Here is a 15,438-nt window from a genome sequence, read left to right as displayed (position 1 = left end):
GTTGTCGAAATGTTGTCGCCGGGCCTCACGATGGATCTGGTGATGTGATGGAGATCCGTCTGCTCGGACCGGTCGAGCTGGTGGGCCCGGCCGCCGTGCCGCTCGGGCCGCCCCAGCGCCGGGCCGTCTTCGCGGCGCTCGCCTATGACGTGCGCCGGGTCCTGACGGCCGAGACCCTCGTGGACCGGGTCTGGGGCGACCGGCCGCCGGACGGCGCCCGCCGTGCGCTGCACGCGCACATCGCACGGCTGCGACGGGTCCTCGAGCCGCTGGACCCCGCCGGCACGGTCGGGATCCGCCGGCAGTCCGGCGGGTACGTGCTCGACGCCCGGCCCGAACTCGTGGACCTGCACCGTTCGGCGGCGCTGGCCGAGCAGGCCGCGCGCGACCGGCCGCCCGGCGGGGACCGGGTCGGGCCGCTGCGCGAGGCGCTGCGGCTCTGGCGCGGTACGCCGCTGGCCGGGGTGCCCGGCGACTGGGCCGCACACGTCCGGCACGACCTGCGGCAGCAGCGCCTCGAGCTGGCCATCCGCTGGGCCCAGGCCGAGCTCGCGGCCGGCGACCCGGCCGCGGTCCTCACCCCGCTGCGCCGGCTCGTCACCGAGCACCCGCTGGTCGAGCCGCTGACCGCGCTGCTGATGCGGGCGTTGTCGGCCCTGAACCGGACCCCGGAGGCGCTGGACTGCTACGCGGCGACCCGCGACCGGCTGCTCGCCGAGCTGGGCGCCGACCCGGGCCGGGCACTGCGTGAGGTGTACCGCGGCATCCTCCGCGCCGGCCACGCGCCCCCGCCGGAGACCGCCACGGCACCCGCCGCCGGGCCGGCGCAGCTGCCGATGGACGTGCCCGGGTTCGTGGCCCGCGAGGCCGAGCTCGCCCGCCTCGACGCGATCCTCGCCGACGAGGCGGCGATGCGCGCGACGCCGCGGGTGGTCGTGATCTCCGGCATGCCCGGCAGCGGAAAGTCCGCCCTGGCCCTGCACTGGGCGCACCGCATGCGCGCCGCCTTCCCGGACGGGCAGCTCCACGTCAACCTGCACGGGTTCGACCCGCGGCGCCCGCCCGCCGACCCCGACGCCGCCGTGCGCGGCTTCCTGGACGCCTTCCGGGTGCCCGCGGGCGAGGTCCCGGCGACCGCCGAGGCCCGGTCCGCGCTGCTGCGCAGCCTGCTCGCCGATCGGCGGGTCCTGCTGGTGCTCGACAACGCCCGCGACGTCGGCCAGGTGCGTCCGCTGCTGCCCGGGGGGCCGGGCTGCGTCGTCCTGGTGACCAGCCGCCATCGGCTCAGTGGGCTCGTCGCCCGCGAGGGGGGCCTGCCCGCTGGTCCTGGGTCCGCTGGCGGATGCCGGAGCGCGGTCGCTGCTGGAGTACCGCATCGGCGTGCAACGTGCGGCCGCGGAGCCGGAGCCGCTGCACGAGATCGTCGCCCGCTGCGCCGGCCTGCCGCTGGCCCTGAGCATCGTCGCCGCGCGCGCCGCCCTGCAGCCGCACCTGCCGCTGTCCGCGTTCGCCGGCGGGCTGCGCGGCGCGGCCGGCGGCCTGACCGCGTTCGCCGACGACGACCCGGCCGTCGACGTCCGCGCGGTGTTCTCGTGGTCGTTCGACCTCGTGCCGCCCGCCGCCGCCCGGCTGTTCCGCCTGCTCGGCCTGCACCCGGGCCCGGACCTCACCGTCCCGGCCGCCGCCGGCCTGGCCGGGGTGACGCCGGACGCCGCCGGGCGCATGCTGGCCACCCTCGCCCGCGCTCACCTCGTGGACGAGCATCGCGCCGGCCGGTACACCCTGCACGATCTGCTCCGTGCCTACGCGGCCGAACAGATCGCGGCCCGTCCGGCCGGCGAGCGCGACGGGGCCCGCCGGCGCATCCACGACCACCACCTGCACTCGGCGTGCGCGGCCGCGGCGCGTCTCGGCCCACAGCGTGACCCCATCGCCGCCGGCGCGCCGGCCGAGGGCGTGACCCCCGAACGGTTCGCCGGCCTGGCCGCCGCCATGACCTGGTTCGACGCCGAGCACGAGGTCCTGACGGCGGCGATCGCGCAGGCGTACGACCTCGGCCTCGACGTCCTCTGCTGGCAGCTGGCCTGGGCCGTCGACACCTTCCTCGAACGGCGCGGCCGCTGGCACCAGAGCCTGGCCGTGCAGACCCTCGCCCTGCGGGCCGCGACGCGCGCCGCCGACCGGGCCGGGCAGGCCCGCGCGCACGGCGCGGTCTCCCGGGCCCACGGACGGCTCGGCCGCGTCCACGGCCGCCGCGACCACATCGACGCCGCCGGCGTCCATCTCGACCACGCGACCGCGCTGTTCACCGCCCTCGGCGACGACGCCGGCGTGGCCCACATGCACCGCATCAGATCGGGGCGCGCGGCGAACGAAGGGGACTCCGCGGCCGCCATCGCCCACGCCCGTGAGGCGCTGCGGTTGTACCGCCGGGTGCGCGACCGGGGCGGCGAAGCGGACGCGCTCAACCTCATCGGCTGGTACCACGCGGAGCTCGGCGACCAGGCCGCCGGCCTCACCCACTGCGAGCAGGCGCTGGAGCTGTACGCGGACGGCAACGACCCGTGGGGCCGGTCCGCGACCCTGGACAGCATCGCGTACGCCAAGCACCGCCTCGGCCGGCACACCGAGGCCATCGACGTCTTCGGTCAGGCCCTGGAGATCATGCATGCGATCGGCGATCGGCGCGCCGAGGCCGCCATCCTCGGCCGGCTGGGCGACGCCCACGACGCGGCCGGGCACCCCGGCGACGCGGCCGACGCCCGCCGGGCCGCCCGGTCCCTCCTGGCCGAACTGACCACCGGCTGACCGGTTCGGCCCGATATCCTGCGATGATGACGGACGGGTTGGAGCGGGCGGTCGAGCTCTGCGAGGCGCTCGGGGAGATCTTCTGCCTGACGTTCGTGCGGGGCCTCGACGCCCGCGAGGCACTGACCCGGATGGGCGCGTACCCGGACACGTTCGCGGAGCTGAGCCCCGAGGAGATGTACGAGCGGCAGAGCTCGTTCGACGCCGGCTATCCGAGCCTCGCCGGCGCCGTCACCCGGGACGGCTGGACGGTGTGCCTCGAGCCGGACGGCTTCGAGTGCGCCGGCCCGCTGCTGGCCACCGTCTCGCACGGCACCGAGGCGGTGTCGGTGCTGCGCCACGACTACGCGTCGCCCCGCTTCACCTACGCCGTCGACGGCGAGGAGGTGACCGGGTTCGATCCCGGCTATCCGCACGAGTTCTGGGGCACCGACCCCGGCCGCCTGACCGCGCAGCTGCACGCGGTGGGCCTCGGACCGATCGCCCCCGCCGACGAGGGCCCCGACGAACCGGTCGCCCGGGCCGTGCTCCTGGCCGCCACCATCGCCGGCGGCCTGCCCAGCCCGGACGCCTTGACCGGCCCGATGCTGTCGGCCCAGTTCGACCCGTGGTTCACCGCGGCCCGCCCGAGCGGCGGCTCCCTGTCACCGGACCCGTTCGGGCAGCGTCCGCAGCGGGCCGAGCTCGTCGCGGCCGTCGACGCCGCCAGCCCGGAGGCGAAGCGGGCCGTGGCCGTCGCGGAGGCCCGCCGCATCGCCGGGCTGCTGCGGGTCGCCGACGCGCCCGGTCTCGCCGACACGCTCGCCGCCGCCGAGGCCGGCCGGTTCCCCGGGGTACCGGTGGCGTCGCCGCTCGGCCGCGAGGTCCGCGGCTGGCTGCGGTACGCCACGACCGCCGGTCAGTCCCTCAACGACCACGCCGGCCAACGGATGACCGACGCCGACCGGCAACGGGGCTACCTGTTCGGCTGGTTCACCCTGGCCCTGCGCGGCGCGCTGTACCCCGACCCGGACATCGCGGTGCGGACGGCGCTCTATCCCCTCAGCACCGGCCCGGCTCCTCTCACCGATCCGGCCGCCCACGCGGCCGTCGTGGCCGGCCTGGCCCGCTAGCACGGAGACTCCGTCCGGACGTTCATGCGTTCGCCGGGCCGCACGAAGATGCTGAGGATCTCGACGGGCCCGTCGCCCGTGCTGCCGAACCAGTGCGGCTCCTGGGTGTCGAACTCGGCGACCTCGCCGGCGTCGAGGGTCCAGTCCCGGCGGCCGACGACGAGCCGCATGCGCCCGGACAGGACATAGATCCATTCGTGTCCGTCGTGCGCCCGCGGCTCCGGGTCGGCCTTCCCGGCCGGGATGACGATCTTCCACGCCTGCACGCCGTCGGGTTGCCGGGTCAGCGGGATGACCGTCCGGCCTTTGAGGAGCCCGGGTTTGAGGCGGATTCGCGGGTCGCCGACCTCGGGGGCGCCGACGAGGTCGTCCAGCGGCACCCGGTACGCCAGCGACAACGCGAGCAGGATTTCCAGGGTCGGCCGGCGTTGCCCGTTCTCGAGCCGCGACAGCGTGCTCTTCGAGATGCCCGTGATCTCCGCGAGGCCGGTCAGGGTGATCCGGCGCTGGGCGCGGAGTCCCTTGAGCCGGGACCCGACCTGGTCGAGCGCGACGGCGATCGCCGTGGGCATGTCCTGCACGGGGTCTATCCCACGCCGGTTTCCCGGAAACAGCAACTTTCGTTGGCCGGCGGCCGGGATGGCTCGAACCTGGTGACATGACTTACGACGTAGCCGTCATCGGTGGCGGCGCCGCGGGGTTGTCCGCGGCACTCGTGCTCTCCCGGGCTCGGCGCAAGGTCCTCGTGGTGGACGCGGGCATGCCGCGCAACGCGCCGGCCGCTCACATGCACGGCTACCTGTCGCGCGACGGTACGCCACCCATGGAGCTGCTGGCGGCGGGCCGTCGCGAGGTGCGGGGCTACGGCGGTGAGATCATCGCCGGTACCGTCACCGCGGTCACGCCGGGCCGGGACGGATTCTCGCTCGTCCTCGCCGGTGAGGGGCCCATCCGGGCCCGGCAGCTCCTGGTCACGACCGGCCTGCGCGACGAGCTTCCGGACCTCCCGGGGCTTCGGGACCGATGGGGCCGCGACGTCCTGCACTGCCCGTACTGTCACGGCCACGAGGTCCGCGACCGCCGGCTCGGCGTTCTCGGGGTGACGCCGGCGGCGGTACGGTACGCGCAGATCGTCCGGCAGTGGACCGACGACCTCGTCTATCTCAGCCCGCCCGGCACGCTGGCCGCCGCCCAGCGCACCCGGCTGGCGGCCCGCGGCATCGAGGTCGTCGAGGGCACCGTCGAGCGACTGGTCGTCGCGGACGATCGCCTGCGCGGTGTGCGGCTGGACGACGGGCGTGACGTACCTTGCGACGCCTTGTTCGTGCCGCCCCGGTTCGTGCCCAACAACCGCCTCCTCGTCGGTCTCGGCTGTGCCACCGACGGCGACGGCTGGATCGCCACGGACGCCACCGGCCGCACCTCCGTCCCCGGCGTCTGGGCCGCCGGCAACGTCACCGACCCTCGCGCCCAGGTCATCACCGCCGCCGGGGCCGGCTCCGCGGCCGCCGTCGCCATCAACGCCGACCTCGTGGACCAGGACGTGGACAACGCCGTCCGCGCCGCCGCGACCATCGGCGCCGTCACCTCCTGAAGGAGTCACCATGGCCTCCGCGCCGAACGCCCCGTCCGCCGGGACGCGCCCGCCGACCAAGCACGAGCTGGCCGCGATGATCTGGCTGGCCGTGTTCCCGACCCTCACCGTACTGAATCTGGTGCTCGGTCGCTGGCTCGCCCCGATGTCACCCGTCCTGCGTACCTTCGTGCTGGCCACGATCGCCGTGCCGATCGTCATCTACGGCCTGATGCCACAGCTGCACCGGCTGCGCGGCCGCGTGCTCGGCGGTAGGGGAACCCGGCCACCCAGGTAGTCGTATCTCGGCCGTTCCGGCCCGGGTGCCCCGCCGGTCGACCTACAGTCGCGGTCATGGCGGCTGGCACGAAGGACGACCCGTGGGTACTGCGTACCCCGCCCGGGTCCTCGGAGTACACGATGTACCGCGACGAGGCCGCCGACCCGCCGGCGCTCGTGTGCCAGGTCGGCTCGACGCGTTTGACCTATCAGCTCCGGGCGATCGAGGACCTGCACGCCTGGCTGCGGGAGCAGGACGACTGGGTGCCGCTCGGCGCGGCGGACGAGAACAAGCCGGCCGCCGACGGCACGGTGGAGGCATGGGGCCGGTCGCCGGGCAACCCGGTCGGCGGCTGGTACGGGCTGCGCAAGGGCTACCGCGGCCGGTTCGGGATGTACCTGCCGCCGCTGCTGGAGGAGCTCGGCCGGGCCGAGCTGACCCACGACGCGCGGAACAACCGGATGCGCGCGATCTGACCGGGCCCTACGACGCCCGGCCGCTCACGCGCCGCCCCATGGCCGTGTCGGCTGGAGCACCGCCTCGCGCAGGGCGCGGCTGCGAAGGTGGGTGATCTGCTGGTACTCGGGGTCGGCGACCAGCCGGCTGAACGCCCGCCGGTTCGGGTACCGCACCAGCAGCACCGCGTCCCACTGCTGACCGTCCTCGGCGACGAGGGCGGGCCCGCCGTCGCCGGCGTAGACGACTTCGGCCCCGTACCGCGGTGCGATGGTCCGGCTGAAGGCGCGGGCGTACTCCTGGTACAGCGCACGGCCGCCCTCGGCGAACCGCAGCAGGTTGAGCATCACCACCGGCTCGTCGGGGTCCTCGGCCAGGAAGGCGGCGAAGTCCGGGCCGGTCGGGTCGACAGCCATGCGCACGAGTGTATGCGTGCGAGGTGCCGGACGAGGCGTGGTCACCCGATCAGCGGCAGCGTCATCGCGTAGGCGACCAGCAACAGCGCCGCCTCGATCCGGGTCACCCGGTACCGCCGGTACAGCACCAGCCAGGACACCAGCGTCACCGCGACCATCGCGGCGAGAACCGGGTAGCCGAGCCGCGCGGGCTCCCCGCGCCCGGCCAGGCCGACCAGGCCGCCGCCGGCCACGCTGTTGAACAGGTTGCTGCCCAGCAGGTTGCCGACCAGGAGATCACCGTCGCCGCGCCGTTGTGCCTGCACGGCCGTGAACAGCTCCGGGAGCGATGTCCCGAACGCGACGACCGTCAAGCCGATCACCGCCGGCGCTACGCCGAGGCCGCCCGCCACCACGGCGGCGCCCCAGGTGAGCAGCTGGGCCCCGCCGAGCGTGGCGGCCAGCCCGAGGATCGTCCGTACGGCCTCGAGGGACTTCCGGGCCGGCCGCGCCCCGGAGTCCAGGAACGACCCGACCTCGGCCGGCATCGGGTCGTCGGCTCCGGCCCGTGCAGTGCGCAGCACCAGCACGGTCGCCCCTACCGTCGCCAGGGCGAGGACCGCACCCGCGGCCCGGCCGAGGCCGACGAACGCGGCTACCGCGAACAGCAGCACCCCGGCGACGGCGAACGGCGCCTCCCGGCGCGGCACGGACGATCGCACGGCGATCGGCCGGACCAGGCCGGCGATACCCAGGATGAGCGTGAGATTGATGATGTTCGAGCCCACGAGATTGCCCAGGGCGAGGTCGGCATGACCGTGGGCGGCGGCGAGCGTGGAGACCACGAACTCCGGTGCGCTCGTGCCGAGCCCGATGATCACGACACCGACGACGATCGGCGCGACACCGTACCGGCGGGCCAGGCGGCCGGCGCCGACCACGAGCTGGTCGGCGCCCGCGGTCAGGATGAGCAGGCCGGCCAGCACGGCCGCCAGCGATGTTGTCACGGGCTCGTCCCCCACCTCGTCGGGCAGCGTATGACCTGCCGCCGACCAGGCTTCCCGGCACACCGGGTCTCACGGTAGCGCCGCGCCGCAAGGCATCGCCCAGCGTCAGGCCGCGGCGAGGAAGGCGTGCACCGCGGAGATGACCACCGATCCCTCCCCGACGGCGGAGGCGACCCGCTTGACCGAGCCGGCGCGGACGTCGCCGACGGCGAACAGGCCCGGCACCGACGTCTCGAACGCCCCGTGCGTCGCCACGAAGCCCTTGTCGTCGAGCTCGACGCCCGCGTCGCGCAGCCAGCCGGTACGCGGGACCGCGCCGATCATCAGGAACAGCCCGCCGGCCTCGACGTCGACGTCCCGGTGCGCGATCCCGTCCCGCCAGGTGAGGTGGGTCAGCCGGTCCTCGCCGCGCGCGGCGGCCAGTTCCGACCGGGGGTGGACGGTGATCCGTTCGTGGTGGGTCAGCCGTTGCGCGAGGTAGCTGGACATGGTCTCCGTGAGGTCGTCGCGGCGGATGAGGACGTGGACGCGGTTCGCGTGCCGGGTGAGGAACAGGGCGGCCTGGCCCGCCGAGTTGGCCCCGCCCACGACGACCACGTCCCGGCCGAGGCAGGCGCGGGCCTCGATCTCGGTGGCGGCGTAGTAGACGCCCCGCCCTTCCAGGTCGGCGACGCCGGGGAGGTGCGCCAGCCGCCGGTACCGCACGCCGCTCGCGACGACCACGGCGCGCGCGGCGACGCCGGTCTGGTCGTCCAGCCGGACGAGGAACCCGTCGGGGCCGCGCGACAACCCGGTGACCGAGCGGGGACAGACGAGCCGGGCCCCGAACTTCACCGCCTGTACCATCGCCGACCGGGCCAGTTCGCGGCCGGAGATCCCCCGCGGGAAGCCCAGGTAGTTCTCGATCCGCGACGAGGTGCCGGCCTGCCCGCCCGGGGCGACGTCGTCGACGAGCACGACGTCGAGGCCCTCGGAGGCGCCGTAGACGGCCGCGGCCAGGCCCGCCGGCCCGGCCCCGACGACGAGCAGGTCGCACCAGGCGTGGTCGGCGAGCCCGCCGAGGTCGAGTCCGACGGCGGTGGCCAGGTCGCGGGCCGTCGGCTCGGTCAGGACCTGCCCCTGCCCCGTCACCACGGCCGCGCCCGCCGCCGGGAGCGCGCACGTCGCCGCGAGGTCGGTCCACGCGGGCGCGTCGGAGCGCAGTACCAGCCGGTAGGGCACATGGTTGCGCTCGGCGAACTCCTGCAGCCGGCGCAGGCGGACGTCGTCGTCGCCGGCGAGGACCAGGCCGCCCTCGCCCCACCGCGACAGCATGCGCCGGCGGGCGTCGAACGCGGACAGCAGCACGTCGCCGAGCTCCACCGCGGTCGCGATGATGCGGCGCAGGTCCGCGACCCCCACCCGCAGCAGCGTGGTACCGGCCATGGCGACGCCGGCGAGGAAGGCCGGCTGCCCCATCAGCATGCCGAGCTCGCCGACGAAGTCGCCGGGCTCCACCACGACCACGACCCGGTCGTCGCGCCGGTCCACGAGGCAGACCCCGCCGGCGAGGACGACGTACAGGTCGTACGGCTCGCCGCCGTCCCACAGGATCTCGCCCGGTTCCGCGGAGACCACCCGGCCCGCCGCTTCCAGCAGCCGCCGGTCGTCCTCGCCGAACTGCGGCCAGGACTCGGCGTCGACGCCGTCGGCGCGCCGCGAGGAGTAGCGCGTCCGCTCGTCGGGGGCTGGTGCGCTGCTCATCGGGCTCCTCCAAAGGTTCGGCACCTGGGCCTAGAGTAAAGCCCATGATCCTCGTGACCGGCGGCCTGGGCATGATCGGCGCGCACACCGCCCGGGCGCTCGTCGACCTGGGGCACGAGGTCGTGGTCACCGCCCACCGCCGGGCCGGCGTACCGTCATTCCTCGCCGGCAAGGTCGCCGTGGAGCCGCTCGACGTCACCGACCGCGACGCCTTCCTCGCCCTCGCCGACCGGCACGACATCGGCGACATCGTCCACCTAGCCGGCTCCATCCCCGGCGAGAACCCGGTCGACTACTTCCGCGCCGACACGACCGGCCTGCTCAACGCGCTCGACGCCGCCCGCACCTGGGGTGTGCGCCGCTTCGTGGTGGCCGGCAGCCTCGGCGTGTACCTCGGCCGCACCGAGATCCCGTGGCACGAGGAGCTTGCGCTGCCCGCCGCGGAGTCGCCGCATCCGATCATCGCGTTCAAGAAGGCCGTCGAGCCGCTGACCCTCGACGGCCTGCGCGGCACCGGCGTGCAGCCGGTCGTCCTGCGCATCGGCAGCGTCTGGGGACCGCTGATGGATCCGGAGTCGCCGTTCAACCCCATGATGCCGTACCTCAACGCCGTCCTCCGCGGCGAGCGGCCCGCGCCCCGGTACGCCGGCGACGGCGGCGACAGCTGCTACGCGCCCGACGCCGGCCGCGCGATCGCCCTGCTGACGACCGCGCCGGCGCTGCGGCACCGGATCTACAACGTGTCCAGCGGCCGGCGGACCACGAACCGCGACCTGGCCGCCGCCCTCGAGGCGATCGTCCCCGGCCTGCGCCTCGAGCTGCGCCCCGGCGCCGGCGGCGACCCGTACCTCGACATCACCCGGCTCACCGCGGACACCGGCTTCACGCCCGCGTTCGACATCGCCGCGGCCGTCGCCGACTACGTCGCGTGGCGCGCCGCCAACCCACGCTGAAGGAGATCGCCCGTGGCAATCCGGCGAATGGACAACGTACTCATCGTGGTCGAGGACCTCGACGCCGTCATCGCGTTCTTCGTCGAGCTCGGCATGGAGCTGGAGGGCAAGGGGCCGGTCGAGGGGCCCTGGGTGGAGCGCGTCATCGGCGTCTCGGATGTCCGGCAGGACGTCGCCATGCTGCGGATTCCGGGCGCCCCCGGCCGCATCGAGCTGGCGCAGTTCCACCAGCCGGCCGCGATCCGCGCCGAGCCGAAGGTCGCCCCGGCGAACACGCTGGGCATCCGCCGGGTCATGTTCGCCGTCGACGACATCGACGAGGTCGTCGCCCGCCTGCGCGGCCACGGCGCCGAGCTCGTCGGCGAGGTGGTGCGGTTCGAGGACATCTACCGGCTCTGCTACCTCCGCGGTCCCGAGGGCATCATCGTCGGGCTGGCCGAAGAGCTCGGCTGAGGCGCGGCGCACGCTGTCCGCGGGGCCGCGCGGTACGTACCATGGGGGCGTGAAGCGCGGCGTTCGCGTCCTGCGTTCGCGCAAGTGGAACCTGGTGGCCGTCCTGGCGCTGCTGGGTTTCGCCGTGCTGTGCGGCGCGCTCGGCATCTTCGAGGACCCGGGCGCCGCCGATCACGACACCGGCCTGGTCATCTGGGGCGCCGGCGCGCTGCTGTGCCTCGCCGGCGCGGTCCGCGTGTCGATGGTCGGCGTGATCCCGACCGCGACGGGGCTCAAGGTCCGCGAGCTGCTGTCCACGACCTACCTGCCCTGGGAGTGGCTGTCGCACGCGGATGTGCGGGCCAACCACCAGCGGATGACGTCCGGCCCGACGCTGTACAACCCGACGATCCACTATGTCGTCCCGCCGCAGCGCGACCGTCTGACGGTCACCGTCACGGCGCTCGGCGCGTACCGCCGCGGGGTGGCCCAGGCCTGGGCGAACGACCTGAACGCGATGATCCGCCAGCACAAGGGCTGAGGGCTAGGCCGGCGCGATGTAGGCGAGCACGGCCAGCACCCGGCGGTGGCTCTCCCCCGTGTCGAGGATGCGCAGCTTCTGGAAGATGGTGCGCATGTGGCTCTCCACCGTGCGCTCGCCGAGGTGCAGCCGCGCCGCGACCGCCAGGTTCGAGTGGCCCTCCGCCACCAGCGCGAGGACCTCGCGCTCCCGCTCGCTGAGCAGCGCCAGCGGGTCGTCGCGGCGGCCCGGGGCCAGCAGCGCGCCCACCACGTCGGGGTCGAGGGCCGAGCCGCCCCCGGCCACCCGGCGCACCGCGTCGAGGAAGTCGTCGACGCGCAGGACGCGGTCCTTGAGCAGGTACCCGAAGCCGCCCGAAGCGACCAGGGACACCGAGTGGCGGGTCTCCACGTGCTGGGACAGCAGGATCATCGGCAGGCCGGGGTGGGTCTCGCGCAGCTGCCGGGCGGCCCGCGCGCCGTCGTCGGTCATCGTCGGCGGCATCCGGATGTCGATGACGGCGAGGTCGGGCGCCTGCTCGTCGACGGCCCGCAGCAGCGCATCGGCGTCGCCGACCGCGGCCGCGACCTCGTGCCCCGCGTCGGTGAGCAGGCGGATGATGCCCTCGCGGAAGAGCACCGAGTCGTCGGCCAGCACGATGCGCATCAGTTCTCCTCCGGGAGTACGGCGCCGGGAATTCGGACCTCGATGCGCGTGCCGCCGCCGGGCGGGCTGTCGACCCGCAGGGTGCCGCCCAGCGACGCCACCCGGTCCCGCACGGCGGTCAGGTCACCGGCGCCGCCGACGCCGTCGTCGGCGACCGCGGCCAGCAGGGCGCCGTCGTCCGTCGGGGCCACGGTGACGTCGACGCAGCCGGCCCCGGCGTGCTTGAGGGCGTTCGCCCACGCCTCGGCGACCGCGAAGTAGACGGTCGTCCCGACGGCCTCGGTGGTCCGCACGTCGGCCACCCGGACCCGCACGTCCAGCGGGGCGTCGGCGACCAGGGCCCGCACCGCCGCGGGCAGCCCGTCGTCGAGCCGGCTCGGGCGCAGGCCGTGCGCAAGCTGACGCAGCTCGGCGATTGTCGCCTCGAGCGCCTCAACGGCAAGATCGAGGTCACGGTACGCGGGGCTGTCCGCCGCGAGCCCGCGCTGGGTGGAGCGCAGGCGCATGCCGACGCTGACGATCCGCTGCTGCGCGCCGTCGTGCAGGTCCCGTTCGAGCCGCCGGCGCTCGGCCGCGCCCGCCTGCAACAGCCGGGCCCGGCTGTCGCGCACGTCGCGCAGGGCCTCGCGCAGCTCCAGCCGCAGCCGGCTGACCTCGATCGGCAGCCGGGCGGCGAGCGCGAGCTCCCGGGCCCGGCGCAGGCGGCGCGGCGAACCGGCCGACAGCACCAGCTCGCCGACGTCGGTGGCGCCGGAGCGCAGCGGCACCACCCGGCCGGGCTCGCCGCCGACGGGGTCGGGCGTACCGTCGAGGCGGACGAACGCGTCGCGGCCGGGCAGGCGCAGCCGCAGCCGCAGCCCGGGATCGCCCAGCACCGAGCGGAACACGTCCTCGGCCCGCTCCGGTTCGGCCGCGCCGTCGCGCACCTGCTGCACGAAGCGCTGCACGCGGGCCTCGCCCACGTACCGGTCGCGGTCGACGAACCGCCCGACGAGCGTGTTGAGCCGCCGGTGCATGGGCAGCAGCACGAGGGCGGTACCGAACGCGGCGGCGGCGGTGCCGAGCCGGCGATCGGGCACGGCCTCGCCGATCAGGGTCACCGCGAGCGCGAACACCCCGGCCGACCCGAGCGTGGTGAGCACCCAGGCCAGAGTCGAGCCGATGAGCCGGTCGATGTCGAGCAGGTCGTGCTGCAGTACCGCCACCACGATCGCGGCCGGCAGCGCCAGCAGCAGCGCCGCGAACAGCCCGAGGTACGCGAACCCGGGCGGCGCCCCCAGCCCCTGCGCGACCCAGCCGGCGGCCTGCAGGATCGGCACACTCAGCGCGCCGAGCATCAGCCAGCGCACCCGCTGCCGGGTCGTATCGTCGCCCCGGCGGTAGTGCACGATGAGCGCGGTGACGGCCGCGGCGAGCGCGGCGAGCACGACCGCGTACCCGGTGAGCGCCAGCGGCAGCCAGTACCGCCCGTTCATCAGCTCCGACGACAGCAGCGCGTGCACGTACACCCCGGCGGCGACGCAGCCCGCGGGCACGAGCCGCCAGCGCCGCCCGGTCGGCAGCCCCGACGGGAAGACCAGGCACAGCGCCACGAAGCCGGCAAGGTTCCAGACCCAGGCGCCCCCGCCGAACCGCCCCCACTCCTGCATCCAGAACGCGGCCGCCGGCGCCGCCCCGACCCAGGCCAGGGCCGGCCCGACGGGGCTGTCGGGCGCGCGCCGCCCGAGCAGCGCACCCAGGGCGACCGGAACGGCCAGTAGCGAGCCGATCACGGCCAGCACGAACGGACCGTCGCCCCCGGCGCCGCTGAGGGCCTGCCCGACCACGCCGGCCAGGTAGACCGCCACGGGCAGCAGGACCGGCACGGGTCCATCATGACCGAGCGCTCGGCCCGGAGTCATCCGAGCTGGCACGCAATGCCCATCCGGGCCGCTTCCCGGTGCGGGCCTGGAGGCCCTCCGCTACGGTGCCGCCGAAGAATCCCTGGCATGGAACTCATTGTGATGCTCGTCCTGCCGCTCCCGATCGGCTTCTTCGTCCGGCGGCGTGTTGCGGCTTTCGTCGCTTATGTGGGCGTTCACGGGTTCGTCTTCACTTTCCAGACCGCGGTACTGCTGGCGGCCTGGGTCAGGGGCGATACCTCGGCATTCCCGGCGAATCCCACCACGGCGGACATGGTGCCTTACGCGGTCGTGAACGCGATCATCTTCGGGGCCGGCCTCGGGCTGGTGTGGCTGGGCCACCGCCTGGCGACCCGGCGCCGCGACCGGCGGCCGGTAGACCTGGCCGCGTGAGGCGGGTGCCAGTCAGCCTGGCGGCGTTTCAGCCTGGCGGCGTTGAACGCCTAGTTCTTGGCGGTCCTGCGCCGCAATCGCCGCCCGGTCCGCGTCGCCACGTGAGGCGGCCCGCGGTCACCCTGACGACCCCGAGCCGCGACCGCCGATCAGTCGATCTCACCACCTGAGGCGGCCCGCGGTCAGCTCTCTACCCAGCCGTGGGCGCGCGCGTGGTCGACAAGCTTCGTCCGCACCTGCACGACCTGAGCCGCGGTGAGCGTCGACACGTGCTGGAGCAATACCTCGGTCACCTCCGTGCGAAACTGGGCCGCGGTGAGCACGTCGCACAGCGCTTCGTCATCACCAGAGGTCGTCCGGCCCTTCGGCTCGACCGGAGCCTCCTCCAGCAGCCGGACGGCCGACACCTTGGGGCCACGCTCGCCGTACTCCGCCTCAAACTCCACATGCAGCCCGGGATGCACCTGGTGCCGACGCTCGCCGAAGTCATTGGCGTGCACGAACACATCATCACCACCACCGGCCGGCGCGATGAATCCATAGCCGCGGATCTCGTCGTACCGCAGGATCGTACCCACCGCCACAACAACCACCCCTTATGTCCGCCGGAACGCGGCATCAGGTGTAGCACCGGACGTGGGCACTCGGCACGGACGCGCCAGGGCCACCCCAGCCCGCCACCAGCGGAACCCCGAGCGGTGGTGGGGGCGACCTACCCCGTGCCGTGCGCTCCCCCGTGCGTGCCCCGTGCCGTGCGTGCGTGCCCCGTGCCGTGCGTGCGTGCCCCGTGCCGTGCGTGCGTGCCCCGTGCCGTGCGTGTGTGCCCCATGCCGTGCGTGCCCGTGCCGTGCGTGCCCCGTCCCACACCGTGCCGTGCCGCCCCGTCCCACACCGTGCCGTGCCGCCCCGTCCCGTGCCGTGCCGTGCCGTGCCGCCCCGTCCCATACCGTGCCGTGCCGTGCCGTGCCGTGCGCGCCCCGTGCCGTGCGCGCCCCGTGCCGTGCGCGCCCCGTGCCGTGCGCGCCAAGTGCCGTGCCGTGCGTGCCCGTGCCGTGCACCAGCCATGCGATCCCGCTACGTCGTGCCGTGCGTGCGTTGCCGGTTGGCCGGGCAGCGCGATCGTGGCAGACCTCTGGGAGGTGGCGCGCCGGTGGTGCCCGGTTGTCGGGCCGCTGGCCGTACGTTGCCGGGCCGGCGCG

General features: G+C 74.8%; 16 protein-coding genes and 1 pseudogene. 10 read left to right on the top strand and 7 right to left on the bottom strand.

Annotated features, from left to right (window positions below):
* Positions 1-47 precede the first annotated feature (47 nt).
* From ACPPVO_RS26035 to ACPPVO_RS26025, 3 genes and pseudogenes are all read left to right on the top strand, one after another.
* Positions 48-1,145: pseudogene (locus ACPPVO_RS26035) on the top strand (BTAD domain-containing putative transcriptional regulator); the annotation flags it as partial.
* Between the two features lie 235 nt (positions 1,146-1,380).
* Positions 1,381-2,808, top strand: a complete 1,428-nt coding sequence (locus ACPPVO_RS26030; protein WP_426513762.1) for a tetratricopeptide repeat protein — start codon at positions 1,381-1,383, stop codon at positions 2,806-2,808.
* A 26-nt stretch (positions 2,809-2,834) separates the two neighbouring features.
* Positions 2,835-3,920 (top strand): DUF6461 domain-containing protein, encoded by a 1,086-nt coding sequence (locus tag ACPPVO_RS26025; RefSeq protein ID WP_426513761.1) that lies wholly within the window; start codon positions 2,835-2,837, stop codon positions 3,918-3,920.
* On the opposite strand, the gene ACPPVO_RS26020 is transcribed toward ACPPVO_RS26025, so the two are convergent.
* Complete coding sequence (locus ACPPVO_RS26020; RefSeq protein WP_426514696.1) at positions 3,917-4,492, bottom strand: helix-turn-helix domain-containing protein; 576 nt, start codon at positions 4,490-4,492, stop codon at positions 3,917-3,919. The two genes, ACPPVO_RS26025 and ACPPVO_RS26020, sit on opposite strands and share 4 nt — an antisense overlap.
* A gap of 86 nt (positions 4,493-4,578) precedes the next feature.
* On the opposite strand from ACPPVO_RS26020, the gene ACPPVO_RS26015 reads away from it, so the two are divergent.
* Genes ACPPVO_RS26015 through ACPPVO_RS26005 form a run of 3 tightly spaced genes read left to right on the top strand, consistent with a single transcriptional unit; the run spans position 4,579 to position 6,249 of the window.
* Positions 4,579-5,514: an NAD(P)/FAD-dependent oxidoreductase gene (locus ACPPVO_RS26015; protein WP_426513760.1), complete on the top strand. Its 936-nt coding sequence runs from the start codon at positions 4,579-4,581 to the stop codon at positions 5,512-5,514.
* Between the two features lie 10 nt (positions 5,515-5,524).
* Positions 5,525-5,791 carry a hypothetical protein gene (locus tag ACPPVO_RS26010; protein WP_426513759.1) on the top strand — a complete coding sequence of 89 codons (267 nt, stop codon included), beginning with the start codon at positions 5,525-5,527 and terminating at the stop codon, positions 5,789-5,791.
* A 56-nt stretch (positions 5,792-5,847) separates the two neighbouring features.
* Positions 5,848-6,249, top strand: coding sequence for a DUF6855 family protein (locus tag ACPPVO_RS26005; protein WP_426513758.1), 402 nt, complete (start codon positions 5,848-5,850; stop codon positions 6,247-6,249).
* Between the two features lie 24 nt (positions 6,250-6,273).
* Here ACPPVO_RS26005 and ACPPVO_RS26000 read toward each other — a convergent pair whose 3' ends face one another.
* The 3 genes from ACPPVO_RS26000 to ACPPVO_RS25990 all read right to left on the bottom strand — a co-directional run bounded on the left by ACPPVO_RS26000 (position 6,274) and on the right by ACPPVO_RS25990 (position 9,374).
* On the bottom strand, positions 6,274-6,645 hold the full coding sequence (locus tag ACPPVO_RS26000) for a DUF1330 domain-containing protein (protein ID WP_426513757.1): 372 nt from the start codon (positions 6,643-6,645) through the stop codon (positions 6,274-6,276).
* A 41-nt stretch (positions 6,646-6,686) separates the two neighbouring features.
* Positions 6,687-7,631, bottom strand: a complete 945-nt coding sequence (locus ACPPVO_RS25995; protein WP_426513756.1) for a sodium:calcium antiporter — start codon at positions 7,629-7,631, stop codon at positions 6,687-6,689.
* Positions 7,632-7,736: 105 nt separating this feature from the next.
* Entirely contained in the window at positions 7,737-9,374 is a 1,638-nt protein-coding gene (locus ACPPVO_RS25990) for an FAD-dependent oxidoreductase (protein WP_426513755.1), read from the bottom strand.
* A 44-nt stretch (positions 9,375-9,418) separates the two neighbouring features.
* On the opposite strand from ACPPVO_RS25990, the gene ACPPVO_RS25985 reads away from it, so the two are divergent.
* From ACPPVO_RS25985 to ACPPVO_RS25975, 3 genes are read left to right on the top strand one after another with little or no spacing between them, the layout of a single operon-like run.
* Entirely contained in the window at positions 9,419-10,327 is a 909-nt protein-coding gene (locus ACPPVO_RS25985; protein ID WP_426513754.1) for an NAD-dependent epimerase/dehydratase family protein, read from the top strand.
* 12 nt (positions 10,328-10,339) lie between these two features.
* Positions 10,340-10,780: a VOC family protein gene (locus tag ACPPVO_RS25980; protein ID WP_426513753.1), complete on the top strand. Its 441-nt coding sequence runs from the start codon at positions 10,340-10,342 to the stop codon at positions 10,778-10,780.
* A 49-nt stretch (positions 10,781-10,829) separates the two neighbouring features.
* Positions 10,830-11,300 carry a hypothetical protein gene (locus ACPPVO_RS25975; protein ID WP_426513752.1) on the top strand — a complete coding sequence of 157 codons (471 nt, stop codon included), beginning with the start codon at positions 10,830-10,832 and terminating at the stop codon, positions 11,298-11,300.
* A gap of 3 nt (positions 11,301-11,303) precedes the next feature.
* On the opposite strand, the gene ACPPVO_RS25970 is transcribed toward ACPPVO_RS25975, so the two are convergent.
* Together ACPPVO_RS25970 and ACPPVO_RS25965 are read right to left on the bottom strand one after the other, a co-directional pair.
* Positions 11,304-11,945, bottom strand: a complete 642-nt coding sequence (locus ACPPVO_RS25970) for a response regulator (RefSeq protein WP_426513751.1) — start codon at positions 11,943-11,945, stop codon at positions 11,304-11,306.
* Positions 11,945-13,810 carry a sensor histidine kinase gene (locus tag ACPPVO_RS25965; RefSeq protein ID WP_426513750.1) on the bottom strand — a complete coding sequence of 622 codons (1,866 nt, stop codon included), beginning with the start codon at positions 13,808-13,810 and terminating at the stop codon, positions 11,945-11,947. The genes ACPPVO_RS25970 and ACPPVO_RS25965 overlap by 1 nt, the downstream gene beginning before the upstream one ends.
* Before the next feature lie 135 nt (positions 13,811-13,945).
* Here ACPPVO_RS25965 and ACPPVO_RS25960 point away from each other — a divergent pair, with 135 nt between their 5' ends.
* A complete protein-coding gene (locus ACPPVO_RS25960) occupies positions 13,946-14,239 on the top strand; it encodes a hypothetical protein (protein WP_426513749.1) in 294 nt (97 codons plus the stop codon).
* Between the two features lie 182 nt (positions 14,240-14,421).
* Here the strand turns inward: ACPPVO_RS25960 and ACPPVO_RS25955 are convergent, their stop codons facing one another.
* The gene (locus ACPPVO_RS25955; protein ID WP_426513748.1) at positions 14,422-14,823 is read right to left on the bottom strand and encodes a cold-shock protein; all 402 of its coding nucleotides are present in this window, start codon (positions 14,821-14,823) and stop codon (positions 14,422-14,424) included.
* Positions 14,824-15,438 lie beyond the last annotated feature (615 nt).

The organism is Dactylosporangium sp. McL0621 (assembly GCF_049995355.1).
Classification (GTDB): domain Bacteria; phylum Actinomycetota; class Actinomycetes; order Mycobacteriales; family Micromonosporaceae; genus Dactylosporangium.
Note: the sequence above shows the minus strand (reverse complement) of the source record. Positions and strands in the feature narration are given on the sequence as shown.

Excerpts from the sequence above, each read along its gene's own strand:
- ACPPVO_RS26025 (WP_426513761.1), top strand. The coding sequence starts at position 2,835 with ATGACGGACGGGTTGGAGCGGGCGGTCGAGCTCTGCGAGGCGCTCGGG.
- ACPPVO_RS26020 (WP_426514696.1), bottom strand. The coding sequence starts at position 4,492 with ATGCCCACGGCGATCGCCGTCGCGCTCGACCAGGTCGGGTCCCGGCTC.
- ACPPVO_RS26015 (WP_426513760.1), top strand. The coding sequence starts at position 4,579 with ATGACTTACGACGTAGCCGTCATCGGTGGCGGCGCCGCGGGGTTGTCC.
- ACPPVO_RS26010 (WP_426513759.1), top strand. The coding sequence starts at position 5,525 with ATGGCCTCCGCGCCGAACGCCCCGTCCGCCGGGACGCGCCCGCCGACC.
- ACPPVO_RS26005 (WP_426513758.1), top strand. The coding sequence starts at position 5,848 with ATGGCGGCTGGCACGAAGGACGACCCGTGGGTACTGCGTACCCCGCCC.
- ACPPVO_RS26000 (WP_426513757.1), bottom strand. The coding sequence starts at position 6,645 with ATGGCTGTCGACCCGACCGGCCCGGACTTCGCCGCCTTCCTGGCCGAG.
- ACPPVO_RS25990 (WP_426513755.1), bottom strand. The coding sequence starts at position 9,374 with ATGAGCAGCGCACCAGCCCCCGACGAGCGGACGCGCTACTCCTCGCGG.
- ACPPVO_RS25985 (WP_426513754.1), top strand. The coding sequence starts at position 9,419 with ATGATCCTCGTGACCGGCGGCCTGGGCATGATCGGCGCGCACACCGCC.
- ACPPVO_RS25970 (WP_426513751.1), bottom strand. The coding sequence starts at position 11,945 with ATGCGCATCGTGCTGGCCGACGACTCGGTGCTCTTCCGCGAGGGCATC.